Origin of the sequence: Tabrizicola sp., from assembly GCF_034366665.1 — a bacterium.
Taxonomy (GTDB): Bacteria; Pseudomonadota; Alphaproteobacteria; order Rhodobacterales; family Rhodobacteraceae; genus Tabrizicola.
This window is the reverse complement of record NZ_JAXMMF010000055.1, coordinates 1-12,263: the sequence shown is the minus strand read 5'-3', so window position 1 is coordinate 12,263 and position 12,263 is coordinate 1. Positions and strand designations below refer to the sequence as shown.

Genomic DNA, 12,263 nt, shown 5'->3' with positions numbered 1-12,263 from the left:
ATTCCTTCCCTGCTGACGCCTGTATTATTGGTTGCACTTGCAACCAAGTCAAGCCTATCCTGCCCACGATCCATGTCCTCGGGACCACCCATCATGACCTTGACCTCCGACGTGATCCTGCAGGACTACTGGCGCTCGTCCTCGGCCTACCGGGTCAGGATCGCCCTGAACCTGCTTGGCATTGCCTACCGCGCGATCCCCGTCGACCTGTCGGCCAGTGCGCAGCGCGACCCCGGACACCTGGCGCTGAACCCGCAGGGCCTGGTCCCGGTCCTGCAGATCGACGGCCTGCGCCTCACCCAGTCCCTCGCCATCCTGGAATACCTGGACGAGACTCGGGCCGCGGGCTTTCTGCCCGACACCCCCGCCGACCGCGCCCGCGCCCTGGCCCAGGCCATCGCGATGGACATCCAGCCCATCTGCAACCTTCGCGTCGCGCACCATGCCGTCTCGCTTGCACCTGATGCGACGATGCAAGGCTGGATGTCCCATTTCATCGCGCTTGGCTTTCAGGGGCTGGAGCCGATGCTGACCAGCGACACCCCCTTCTGTCACGGCGACCGACCCGGCCTTGCCGACCTGTGCCTTGTCCCGCAGGTCTACAACGCGCGCCGCTGGGGCGTGGACCTGACCCCCTTCCCCCGCCTCACCGCAATCTCGGCACGGCTGGAGGCCCTGCCCCCCGTCGCCGCCGCCCATCCCGACCGGGTGAAACAATGACCGCACCGGCACCCGGAACGGGCCAGGGTTTCGATCTGCAGGACTTTCTGCCCTATCTTCTGAATCAGGCGGCCGAGGCGGCGTCGAAGGGCTTTCAGGCCAGCTACAAGGCCAGCTACGGCATGACGCGGACCCAGTGGCGGGTGCTGGCGCATCTGGGCAAGTTCGGTGCCCTGACCGCCCGCGACATCTGCGCCCGCACCCATGTCGAGAAGACCAAGGTCAGCCGAGCCGTCGCTGCCCTGGAAGACCAGGGCTGGCTGATCCGCAGCCCAAGCCCGCAGGATCGGCGGGCGGAAATCCTGACGCTGACCGACAGGGGCCGTGCGGTCTTTGCCGACCTTGGCCAGCAGGCCATCGGCTATGACCAGGCGCTGCGCGCGCAGCTGGGACCCAAGACCGCAGACCAGCTGGACAACCTTCTGCGCCGCATCATCGCCCTGCAACCGCCGGATGCCGGGACCGACTGATGCGTCGAGCTGAAGGGGGAAGAATGGTACAGCTTCCCCGGCTCGAACGGGGGACCCCCAGATCCACAATCTGGTGCTCTAACCAACTGAGCTAAAGCTGCACTCGCGGGGCGATTTAGCCCCCCTCCCCCCGAATTGCAAGCACCTTTGCCCACGCCTCGGGACGGTTTTTCCTTGCACGGCGCCGCCTCGCCCGCTACCCCCGCCGCAAAGGTGGGAGCACGGGATCATGGGCATCAACAACTCCAGCGAGATCGCAGCCAACCTGCAGATCGGGCCGACCGACGCCGGCATGGTCCGCATCTATGTCGAGGCCGAAGGCGGGATCGAACTGCCGCTCGACTTCGACCCCGAAGAAGCCGAGGAAATCGCGGAAGAATTGCGCGCCGCTGCCGAGGCCGCGCGTGCCATCGGCGCAAAGCCCGCACCCAAGACCAAGCGCTAGACGGAACCGACAGACAGCCCGGCGGTTGACCCAGCCTGCGCAGGCTTGCACGATGCCGCCGCAAGACCCCGGGGGATTCTTCTTATGGCCGCAGACGGAAATGCCGCGCTTCCCGATGACGACGACGCGGGCGACTGGGGGCCGTTCGGCAAACCCCTGTTCGACGATCCCTCGGCCCGTGCCCTGTCGCGGGTGGGCGTGGTCGATGTCGGCTCGAACTCGGTCCGGATGGTGGTCTTCGATGGCGCCGCGCGCAGTCCGGCCTATTTCTACAACGAAAAGATCATGTGCGGCTTGGGCAAGGGTCTGGCGCAGACCGGGCGGCTGAACCCCGAAGGCAAGGAACGCGCCGTGGCCGCGCTGAAGCGCTTTTCCTTGCTGGCCAAGGGCATGGACATCTCTCCCTTCACCGTCGTCGCCACCGCCGCCACGCGTGAGGCCGAGGATGGCCCGGAATTCCAGGCCCGTGTCCTGCGCGAGACCGGCCTGCGGCTGCACGTCATCGACGGCGACGAAGAGGCGCGGCTTTCGGCTCAGGGCGTTCTTCTGGGCTGGCCCGAGGCCAAGGGCATCGTCTGCGACATCGGCGGCAACTCGATGGAACTGGCGCGGATCGGCAATGGTCGCGTCGGCAAGCGCGTCTCCACTCCGCTTGGCCCGTTCCGTCTGCAGCAGATCTCGGCCGACCCGAAGAAGCGCAAGGCGCATATCGACGCCATCCTGGAAGCCGCCGCCCGCGACATCCGCCCCGAGGGGGACCGGCTTTATCTGGTAGGCGGCAGCTGGCGGGTCATTGCGCGGCTGGACATGGAACGCCGCAGCTATCCGCTGACTGTCCTGCATGAATACCGCATGACGCCCGATGGCCTCACTGCCACGCTGGACTGGCTGCAGACCACCGACCTTCCGGCGCTTCGCGGCCGCACCGGCACCAGCGCCGAGCGGATGGAACTGGTGCCGCTGGCTTGCGAAGTCCTGCGCGAGATGATCCGCGTCCTGAAACCCTCCGAGATCGACGTCTCGGCCTATGGCATCCGCGAAGGACTTCTGTTCGAACAGATGCCCGAACGGCTGCGCGCCCGCGACCCCTTGATCGAGGCCGCGCGGATGACCGAACTGACCCAGGCCCGCATCCCCGGCTTCGGCAAGAAGCTTTTCGCCTTCCTGGAACCCCTGTTCAAAGGGACCACAGCCGAGCGCCTGCGCCTGGTCAAGGCCGCCTGCCTGCTGCACGACACCACCTGGCGCGCCCACCCGGACTATCGGGCCGAAGCCTGCTTTGACAACGCCACCCGCGCCAACCTGGGCGGCCTTGACCATCCCGGTCGCGTGTTCCTGGGCCTCGCCCTCCTCCACCGTTACAAGAACAGCCGCGCCGGCAGCCGGATGGAGCCCTTGTTCCGTCTGCTGACCGAAACCGACATTCAGGAGGCCGAGGCCCTGGGCAAGGCGATGCGCTTCGGGGCCATGTTCTCGATCGGCGATCCTTCGCAGGCGGGGGAACTGCGCTGGAACCTGAAGAAGCGCCAGCTGACCCTGGCACTGACCGAGGACGGCCTTGGCCTCTTTGGCGAGGTGGCACAGGCGCGCTTCGCCGCATTGGCTTTGGCCCTGAAGGCGCAGACCAAGGTCGTCCTGAAAGAGTCCGAATGATGCTGCGCCTGGATCACCTGGCGGTATCGGCAGCGACGCTGGAAGATGGCGCGGATTGGGTCGAAAAGGCGCTTGGCGTGCCGCTTGCCGGGGGTGGCACGCATCCGCACATGGGCACGCACAACCGCCTTCTGGGCCTTGGCGACCTTTACCTTGAGGTCATCGCCACCGACCCCTCTGCTGCCCGCCCCGCTCATCCCCGCTGGTTCGACCTGGACCATTTCCAGGGCGCGCCGCGGCTGACCAACTGGATCTGCCGCACCGACGACCTTGACGCCGCGCTGGCCGGCGCGCCCGAAGGCACCGGCACCGCCACCGACCTTGCCCGCGGGGATTACCGCTGGCGCTTTGCCGTGCCTGCGACGGGCCGCCTGCCCTTTGACGACTGCTTCCCCGCGCTGATCCAATGGCAGGGCGAGTTGCACCCTGCCCGGACCCTGCGGGATCACGGCATCCGCCTTGCGCGGCTAGAGATCACCCACCCCGACGCCCCCGGCCTGCAAGCCGCCCTTTCCGGTCTGGCCGACCCCCGCGTCCAGATCCGGCTTGGTCCCTACCGCTCGCTCCGCGCGACGTTCGACACGCCGCAGGGCACCCGCGTCCTGACATGATCCGTCCCGCCGAACCTGGCGACGCCAAGGCCCTTGCCGCGCTGCTGAACCACTGGATCGAGACGACCGCCGTCACCTTCAACCCCACCCCGAAGACCGAAACAGACATCCGGGTGATGATCGCGGCCAAGGCCGCCGCCGGTCACGCCTTCCTGGTCGCCGTCCAGGACGGTGCGCTTGTCGGCCAGGCCAGCTACGGCCAGTTCCGCGGCGGCGAAGGCTACCGCACCTGCATGGAACATTCGATCTCTCTTGCCCCCCACGCCAATGGCCGTGGCATCGGCCGCGCGCTGATGGCGGCCATCGAGGACCACGCCCGCACCCAGGGTGCCCACCAGATGATCGCCGCCGTCTCGGGCGAGAACCCGGACGGCCAGGCCTTCCACACCCGCCTTGGTTACCGCCCCATCGCCACCATCCCCGAAGCGGGCCACAAGTTCGGCCGCTTCATGGACCTTGTGCTGATGCAGAAATTCCTCTGACATCCGCCGCGGGGCGCGATAATGTCGCAGGCATGTCGATCTGGACCCGCATCACCGAGGCCCTCGCCGCCCTTGCCAAGGGCGAGCCCCTGTCTGTCGTCTTCGACAAGCTGCGCAACGACCCCAGCCCCGAAAACTCCATCGGCTTCACCATCGCCGTCCTTGCCCTTGGCGCCAAGATGGCCAAGGCCGACGGCACCGTGACCCGCGACGAGGTCACCGCCTTTCGCCGTATCTTCACCTTCCCCGAGGGCGAGGAACAGCACGCCGCCCGGGTCTATGACCTTGCCCGCCAGGATATCGCGGGCTTTGACGCCTATGCCCGCAAGATCGCCCGCCTCTTCAACCCCGACGGCCACCGGATCTGCGCCGACGACCACCACGTCCTTGTCGACATCCTGGAGGCCCTCTTCCAGATCGCCATCGCCGACGGTACCTACCATCCGGGCGAGGACGCCTTCCTGGCCCATGTCGCCGACGAATTCGGCCTGGATGACCGGTGCTTCAACATCGTCCGCTCGCGCCTGGTCGAAGGGGCACCCCGTGACCCCTATGACGTCCTCGGCCTGCCGCGCGACGCGTCGAAGGATGTCGCCCGCAAGGCCTGGAAGGACCTTGTCCGCGACACCCACCCCGACGTCCTGCAATCCCGCGGTGTCCCGCCCGAGGCGATGAAGCTGGCCGAGCGCCGGTTGCAGCTGATCAACGAAGCCTGGCGCGAGATTGCGGCGAAGGAGGCCGCATGACGGGCGAACTGGCGGGCGATCTGGCGGGCGATCTGGCGGGTCAGCCCCTGCGGCTTGCCACCTACAATGTCGAATGGTTCAACGCGCTTTTTGATGATCGCGGACGGCTGATGGAAGACGGAGGTCCCTCCAGCCGCTACAAGCTCAGCCGCGCGGAACAGCTTGGTGCCCTGGGCATCGTCTTTGCTGCGCTGGACGCCGACGGCATCGTCATCATCGAAGCGCCCGACACCAACGGCAGACGCTCGACCACCCGCGCGCTGGAGAATTTTGCCCAGGCCTACGGGCTGAGGGCGCGCAAGGCGCTGATCGGCTTTCCGTCTGAAACCGAACAGGAAATCGCCTTTCTCTACGACCCCGACCGCCTGTCCGCCCACCATGACCCGCAAGGCGCGCCGTCGACCAGCCACGGCTCGCACGAGGCCCCGCGCTTCGACACCACCTTCCGCTACGACCTGGACGCCGACAGCATCAGCGAGACGATCCGCTTTTCCAAACCGCCGCTGGAGCTGGCCATCACCACCGCCAGCGGCGCGAAGTTGCGGCTCATCGGCGTCCACGCCAAGTCGAAGAACCCCTACGGTGCCATCGGCCGCGAAGCGCAGATCCGCCTGTCCATCGAGAACCGGCGCAAGCAGCTGGCCCAGTGCCTCTGGTTACGCCAGCGCGTCGAAGGCCACCTTGCCGCGCAGGAAAGCCTGGTCGTGCTGGGCGATTTCAACGACGGCCCCGGCATCGACGAATTCGAAAAGCTCTTTGGCCATTCCGGGGTCGAGATCGTCCTTGGCACCACCCCCGACCCCACGCTGCGCCTGACCGACCCCCATGCCGCGATGGCGCTGCAAAGCCGCGTCGGCGTGACCCCCACCACCGCGCGCTTCTACCTTGCGCCGCAGAAGCGGTTTTTCGAGGCGCTTCTGGATTTCGTCATGGTTTCGCCCGACCTGGCCGCCCGCCAGCCCGAGTGGCGGATCTGGCATCCGTTCAACGATCCGCGCATCCTGCAGATCCCCGAACTGCGCGAGGCGCTGTTGCAGGCCTCGGACCATTTTCCCGTGACGATTGACCTCCCCCTGGGCAGCCTTCCCCCGGGGGTTTGACAACGCCCCGGGCGCTTCCCATATGCGCCTCATGAAACTTGCACTCGCCCTGATCCTTGCCACCACTCCCGCTTTTGCGCAGGAGGCCCCCCCCACCCCCGAGGCCGAGGAAGACGGCTTCAGCCTGATGGAGGAAGGTGCCAAGCTTCTTTTCCGCGGCTTCATGACCGAGGCCGAGCCCGCCATCGCAGAGATGAGCCAGGCGCTGGAACAGATGGCCCCGGTGCTTGAAGGCCTGGGCGAAGAGATCGGCCCGAAGATCACCGAACTTTTTGCGCTGGTCGATGATTTCACCAACTATGACATGCCTGTGGTTCTGCCGAACGGCGACATCCTGATCCGCCGGAACGCGCCCCTGGCCCCCGGCATCTCGCCCGAGCCCGCACCCGAGGCCCCACCAAAGGCCCAACCGGACCCGCAGGCTGATCCCGCGCCCGGCCCGAACGGCGAAATCGAGCTTTAAGGCCCAGCGCCAGCCGCTGACCCTGGTCGCCGGTCCTGCGCCGCGTGCGGTCTGACCGGTTCATCTGAAGCCGCGCCGATGGCTTGAAAAGGCGACCGCATCTTCCCACGTGATCCTGTGGAAGGGCCTGTGCCGAAAGCCGTGCACAGGGAAGGGGACAGAAGACCAGCACGCACCGGCATCCAGGGGGCTCAGCCATGACCGCCAAGGCAGATCACTGCCCGCTTTGCGGCACGCCGACAACCAGTCTGCGGCCGTGGCTGGCCATGCCGGTGGATGCCAAGAAACGTGCGCCGGTGGACACCGGATCGCTGGTCTGGTGCGACAGCTGCGACCTTGGCACGACCCTGCGGCAGCCGGACGAAGCAGCACTTCTGGCCGCCTATGACCTGTCGGCCTACTACACCAGTGGCGTGTCGCACATGCCGGACGTCAGGCCGGGTCTGCTGGACCGTGTGCTGCTGAAATGCGCCTATCTCAACGACAGCGGCACCTTGATGGACGCGCAAGGCCCTCTGCGGCGGGCACCGGGGGCGCAGTCAGTTCTGGACATCGGCTGCGGCAATGGCGACTTCCTGGCCGCGCTGGCGGGGGACGGGCGTCGACTGGTCGCGGTCGAGCCGGACCCCAAGGCGCGCGTCGTTGCCGCCTCGAAGGGGCTTGAGGTGCTGCCCGGCACCGCCGAGGACCTGCCCGACGCCCTTGCAGGCCAGCGCTTCGACCTTGTCACCCTGACGCATGTCCTTGAACACTGCCGCGACCCGCTGAAGGCCCTGAGGTCGATCCGCGACCTCCTGTCGCCGTCGGGCGTCCTTTACTGCGAGGTGCCGAACTGCGGTTCGGTCTATTTCCAGACCCTGGCGCAGATCTCCGAGATGCTGGATGTGCCCCGGCACCTGCATTTCTTCACCCGGTCGTCACTGACCGGCCTGTGCAAGGCGGCCAGGCTGACGGTCTTCGACCATAACCACCACGGCTATACCCGACACTTCAGCACCGGCTGGCGCGCCTGGGAAAACCAGATCCACAGCATGCTGGCGGAACGGGGTGTCGCCAGCCCGCGCCGCAGCCTGATCAACTCGCTTGTGCTCCTTGCCCGCTCGGCACGGGTGCCACCAGAGCGCAAGTACGACTGCATCGGCGTCTTCGCCAAGCTCGCCCCTGCCTGAGCGGGAAGGTTTGATCCTCCCCGTCTGACCACCCCGTTCCAGGTTGCAAGCCCTGACCGCCCACGCCCAAGTCATTGATTTCGCGATGGTATAATGCCCTGCCTTGCGTAGGCAGCCTACACCCGCGTCGCCCGGATCAGGTCCAGGATCTCTTTCGCCGCCGCGGGAATGTTGGTCCCCGGCCCAAAGATCGCCTTCACCCCGGCCCCCATCAGGAAATCATAATCCTGCTGCGGAATGACCCCCCCGCAGATCACCAGAATATCCCCCGCCCCGCGCGCCTTCAGCACCTCGATCAGCTTCGGAGCCAGCGTCTTGTGCCCCGCCGCCTGGCTGGAGATGCCGATTACATGCACATCGTTGTCGATGGCATCCTGCGCCGCCTCTTCCGGGGTCTGAAAGAGCGGCCCCACATCCACGTCGAACCCGATGTCAGCGAACGCCGTCGCGATCACCTTGGCCCCCCGGTCATGCCCGTCCTGCCCCATCTTCACGACCAGCATCCGCGGCCGCCGCCCCTCGGCCTCGGCGAAGGCCTCGACGTCGCGCTGGATCGCCTCGAAGCCCGCGTCGCCCTCGTAGGCCGCGCCGTAAACCCCCGCGAGGGTCTTCACCTCGGCCCGATGCCGCCCGAATACCTTTTCCATGGCGTCCGAAATCTCCCCGACCGAGGCCCGTGCCCGAGCCGCCTCCACCGCCGCTTCCAGCAGATTGCCGCCTTCGCCCGCCCGCCGCGTCAGCTCTGCCAGCGCCGCCTGAACCCGCACCTCATCCCGCGTGGCCCGCACAGACGCCAGCCGCGCGACCTGAGCCTCGCGGACCGCCCCGTTGTCGATGTCGCGGATGTCGATCGGGTCTTCCTTGTCCTTGCGGTACTTGTTGACCCCGACGATCACCTCGTCGCCCCGGTCGATCATCGCCTGCCGCCGCGCCGCGCTTTCCTCGATCCGCAGCTTGGGCATGCCACTGGCCACCGCCTTGGTCATGCCCCCCATCGCCTCGACCTCCTCGATCAGCTTCCAGGCCTCTTCGGCCAGCTGGTTGGTCAGGCTTTCGACGTAGTAGGACCCCGCCAAGGGATCGACGACATGGGTGATCCCCGTCTCCTCCTGCAAGACCAGCTGGGTATTCCGCGCAATCCGCGCCGCGAAGTCGGTTGGCAAGGCAATCGCCTCATCCAGCGCGTTGGTGTGCAGGCTTTGCGTCCCCCCCAAGACCGCCGACATCGCCTCATAGGCCGTCCGGATCACGTTGTTGTAGGGGTCCTGCTCCTGCAGGCTGACCCCAGAGGTCTGGCAATGCGTCCGCAGCATCAGGCTGGAGGTCTTCTTCGCCCCGAACCCGTCCATGATCCGGTGCCACAGCATCCGCGCGGCGCGCAGCTTGGCGACCTCCATGAAGAAATTCATCCCGATGGCGAAGAAGAAAGAAAGCCGCCCGGCGAAATCGTCCACGTCCATCCCGCGTTCGATGGCGGTGCGGACATATTCCTTCCCATCCGCCAGAGTGAACGCCAGCTCCTGCACCAGGTTCGCACCCGCCTCCTGCATGTGGTAGCCGCTGATGCTGATCGAGTTGAACTTCGGCATCTCGGCCGAGGTGTATTCGATGATGTCCGCCACGATCCGCATCGAAGGCTCGGGCGGATAGATGTAGGTGTTGCGGACCATGAACTCCTTCAGGATGTCGTTCTGGATCGTCCCCGACAGGTCCGCCCGGCTCACCCCCTGCTCCTCGCCCGCGACAATGAAATTCGCCAAGATCGGGATCACCGCACCGTTCATCGTCATGGAAACGCTGATCTTTTCCAAGGGGATGCCGTCGAAGAGGATCTTCATGTCCTCGACGCTGTCAATCGCAACCCCCGCCTTGCCCACATCCCCAACGACCCTTGGGTGATCCGAGTCATACCCCCGGTGGGTCGCCAGATCGAAGGCGACCGACACCCCCTGCTGCCCGCCCGCAAGCGCCTTGCGGTAGAACGCATTCGACTCCTCGGCGGTTGAAAAGCCCGCATACTGACGGATCGTCCAGGGCCGCCCGGCATACATCGTCGCCCGCACCCCCCGCGTGAAGGGTGCCACGCCCGGCAACTCGCCCATCTGCGGCAGGCCCTGCACGTCGGTGGCCGTATACAGCGGCTTGACCGTGATCCCCTCCAGCGTCTGCCAGTTCAGCGTATCCGGGCCGTTGCCCTTCAACTCTTTCGAGGCCAGCGCCTCCCATGCCTTCAGGTCCGTCATCACCCTCTCCAATCCGCGACGCTTCCGCGCGCTTGGGCTTTTGCCAAAGGCCCCCTATATGAAGGCCATGCAGCGTATCGCCCGTCGTCCGTTCCTCGCCGTCCTGGCCCTCTGCCTTCCGGCGCTTGCCTTTCCCGCCGGGGCCGATGAGGCCCCTGCCGTTGGTTCAACCGTCGTCCCCGCCTTCGCGCCAGTCCCGGCTGCCGATGTGGTCGAGGCCGACTTTCTCTTCCTGCGCCGTCCGGTCGTGGTCTTTGCCGACAGCCCCAATGACCCCGCCTTCGTGCGGCAGATGGAGCTGTTGAAGCGCTATTATGCCGAGCTTGACGCCCGCGACGTGATCCTCATCACCGACACCGATCCCGCGGCCGCGTCCAGCCTGCGCCAGAAGCTGCGGCCCCGGGGCTTTTCGCTCGTGCTGATGGACAAGGACTGGAAGCCGATGATCCGCAAACCCCTGCCCTGGGACGGGCGCGAGATCGTCAACTCCATCGACAAGATGCCCATCGCGCGCTCCGAAGCGCTGGAGAAGAACCCCGCCGGTCGATAAGCAGCCGGAATTTTCAAAAATTCCGAACCGGAGCCTTCAAAGGCTCCGTCACGATTTTTTTGAAGAAATCGGCCCCGGCCCGACCAGCGTGCCATCATTCAAACTCCATGATGACGTCGTCCACCTTCAGGCTCGCCCCCGCGCTGGCTTTGATCGTCTTGACCACGCCCTTGCGTTCGGCCTTCAGGATGTTCTCCATCTTCATTGCCTCGACAGTGGCCAAAGCCTGGCCTTCCTGCACCTCTTCGCCCTCTTCGACAGCGATCTTCACCACCAGGCCTGGCATCGGGCAGAGGAGAAACTTCGAGGTATCCGGCGGGGCCTTCTCCAGCATCAGACCGGCCAAGGCCTTCTGGCGCGGGCTTTGCACATGCACCTTCAGGTCCGCCCCGCGCAGCCGCATCCGGAAGCCCATCGGGACCTTGCCGACCTTGATGACCAAGGGTTCACCGCCCACAGTGAGCCGGGCAAGCGGTTGCCCCGGGGTCCAGTCACTTTCCACCCGCAGATCGGTGCCGTCCTCGAAGACCACGGTCGATCCCGCCGGATCGGCCTTGATCGTCACCGGCCAGCTTTCCCCCTGCAGCGTGACGACCCACTCGTCGCCCACGCGCCGGGTATGGTTGTCCATCGTCCCCGAAATCCGCGTCCGCCGGATTTCCGCCACCCGGTTCATCGCCGCCGCTGCCGCCGCCACGCGCCGCAAGAGGCTGGAGTCCAGCGTGGCCCCGGTGAACCCGCCCTCATATTCCTCGGCGATGAAGGCGGTGGTGATGTTGCCGGACGCAAAGCGCGGGTGGTCCATCACGGCAGAGCAGAACGGCAGGTTGTGCCCGATCCCTTCCACCTCGAACGTGTCCAGCGCCAGCCGCATCTCCTCGATGGCATCCGCACGGGTTGGCCCCCAGGTGCAGAGCTTGGCGATCATCGGGTCGTAGAACATGCTGATCTCGCCGCCCTCATAGACGCCGGTATCGTTGCGCACGACCCCGCCCCGTTCCGTGCGACCTTCGACCGGCGGCCGGTAGCGGGTCAAACGGCCGATGGAGGGCAGGAAGTTCCGGTACGGGTCCTCGGCGTACAGGCGGCTTTCCATCGCCCAGCCGTGGATCTTGAGGTCTTCCTGTTTGAACGGCAGCGGCTGACCGTCGGCCACCCGGATCATCTGTTCCACCAGATCGACCCCGGTAATCAGTTCCGTCACCGGATGTTCGACCTGCAAACGCGTATTCATTTCAAGGAAGTAGAAGTTGCGGTTGCCATCGACGATGAACTCGACCGTCCCCGCGCTGGTATAGCCCACGGCCTTTGCCAAAGCGCAGGCCTGTTCGCCCATCGCCTTCCGCGTGGCTTCATCAAGGAACGGCGACGGAGCCTCTTCGATAACCTTCTGGTTCCGGCGCTGGATCGAACATTCGCGTTCATGCAGGTAGACGCAGTTGCCGTGCTTGTCGGCCAGGACCTGAATTTCGATGTGACGCGGCTGGGTCACGAACTTTTCGATGAAGATCCGGTCATCGCCAAACGAAGCGGCCGCCTCGTTCTTCGACGACTGGAAGCCCTCGGCCACCTCACCCTCGTTCCAGGCGATCCGCATCCCCTTGCCGCCGC

Annotated in this window: 13 protein-coding genes and 1 tRNA gene; 11 read left to right on the top strand and 3 right to left on the bottom strand. The window is 66.0% G+C overall.

The window, feature by feature from the left end; translation table 11 throughout:
- Window positions 1-93 precede the first annotated feature (93 nt).
- Both maiA and U1E69_RS07170 read left to right on the top strand, forming a co-directional pair.
- Window positions 94-720 (top strand): maleylacetoacetate isomerase, encoded by a 627-nt coding sequence (maiA, locus tag U1E69_RS07175; RefSeq protein WP_322243670.1) that lies wholly within the window; start codon window positions 94-96, stop codon window positions 718-720.
- Window positions 717-1,190 carry a MarR family winged helix-turn-helix transcriptional regulator gene (locus tag U1E69_RS07170; protein WP_322243669.1) on the top strand — a complete coding sequence of 158 codons (474 nt, stop codon included), beginning with the start codon at window positions 717-719 and terminating at the stop codon, window positions 1,188-1,190. The genes maiA and U1E69_RS07170 overlap by 4 nt, the downstream gene beginning before the upstream one ends.
- A 24-nt stretch (window positions 1,191-1,214) precedes the next feature.
- Here U1E69_RS07170 and U1E69_RS07165 read toward each other — a convergent pair.
- Window positions 1,215-1,291, bottom strand: a tRNA-His gene (locus U1E69_RS07165).
- Window positions 1,292-1,419: 128 nt separating this feature from the next.
- On the opposite strand from U1E69_RS07165, the gene U1E69_RS07160 reads away from it, so the two are divergent.
- From U1E69_RS07160 to U1E69_RS07125, 8 genes are all read left to right on the top strand, one after another.
- Window positions 1,420-1,635 carry a DUF6324 family protein gene (locus tag U1E69_RS07160; protein ID WP_322243668.1) on the top strand — a complete coding sequence of 72 codons (216 nt, stop codon included), beginning with the start codon at window positions 1,420-1,422 and terminating at the stop codon, window positions 1,633-1,635.
- 84 nt (window positions 1,636-1,719) lie between these two features.
- Window positions 1,720-3,288: a Ppx/GppA family phosphatase gene (locus U1E69_RS07155; protein ID WP_322243667.1), complete on the top strand. Its 1,569-nt coding sequence runs from the start codon at window positions 1,720-1,722 to the stop codon at window positions 3,286-3,288.
- A complete protein-coding gene (locus tag U1E69_RS07150) occupies window positions 3,288-3,899 on the top strand; it encodes a VOC family protein (RefSeq protein WP_322243666.1) in 612 nt (203 codons plus the stop codon). The genes U1E69_RS07155 and U1E69_RS07150 overlap by 1 nt, the downstream gene beginning before the upstream one ends.
- Window positions 3,896-4,381, top strand: coding sequence for an N-acetyltransferase family protein (locus U1E69_RS07145; protein WP_322243665.1), 486 nt, complete (start codon window positions 3,896-3,898; stop codon window positions 4,379-4,381). Before U1E69_RS07150 ends, U1E69_RS07145 begins: the two co-directional genes overlap by 4 nt.
- 32 nt (window positions 4,382-4,413) lie before the next feature.
- Window positions 4,414-5,127, top strand: coding sequence for a molecular chaperone DjiA (locus U1E69_RS07140; RefSeq protein ID WP_322243664.1), 714 nt, complete (start codon window positions 4,414-4,416; stop codon window positions 5,125-5,127).
- A complete protein-coding gene (locus tag U1E69_RS07135) occupies window positions 5,124-6,227 on the top strand; it encodes an endonuclease/exonuclease/phosphatase family protein (protein ID WP_322243663.1) in 1,104 nt (367 codons plus the stop codon). Before U1E69_RS07140 ends, U1E69_RS07135 begins: the two co-directional genes overlap by 4 nt.
- A gap of 31 nt (window positions 6,228-6,258) precedes the next feature.
- Window positions 6,259-6,690, top strand: a complete 432-nt coding sequence (locus tag U1E69_RS07130; protein WP_322243662.1) for a hypothetical protein — start codon at window positions 6,259-6,261, stop codon at window positions 6,688-6,690.
- Window positions 6,691-6,887: 197 nt separating this feature from the next.
- Window positions 6,888-7,859: a class I SAM-dependent methyltransferase gene (locus U1E69_RS07125; RefSeq protein ID WP_322243661.1), complete on the top strand. Its 972-nt coding sequence runs from the start codon at window positions 6,888-6,890 to the stop codon at window positions 7,857-7,859.
- A 116-nt stretch (window positions 7,860-7,975) separates the two neighbouring features.
- Here U1E69_RS07125 and scpA read toward each other — a convergent pair whose 3' ends face one another.
- The gene (gene scpA, locus U1E69_RS07120; protein ID WP_322243660.1) at window positions 7,976-10,102 is read right to left on the bottom strand and encodes a methylmalonyl-CoA mutase; all 2,127 of its coding nucleotides are present in this window, start codon (window positions 10,100-10,102) and stop codon (window positions 7,976-7,978) included.
- 67 nt (window positions 10,103-10,169) lie between these two features.
- On the opposite strand from scpA, the gene U1E69_RS07115 reads away from it, so the two are divergent.
- On the top strand, window positions 10,170-10,652 hold the full coding sequence (locus U1E69_RS07115) for a DUF4174 domain-containing protein (RefSeq protein ID WP_322243659.1): 483 nt from the start codon (window positions 10,170-10,172) through the stop codon (window positions 10,650-10,652).
- Window positions 10,653-10,746: 94 nt separating this feature from the next.
- On the opposite strand, the gene U1E69_RS07110 is transcribed toward U1E69_RS07115, so the two are convergent.
- On the bottom strand, window positions 10,747-12,263 hold a 1,517-nt coding region (locus U1E69_RS07110), incomplete at its 5' end, for a DUF2118 domain-containing protein (protein ID WP_322243658.1).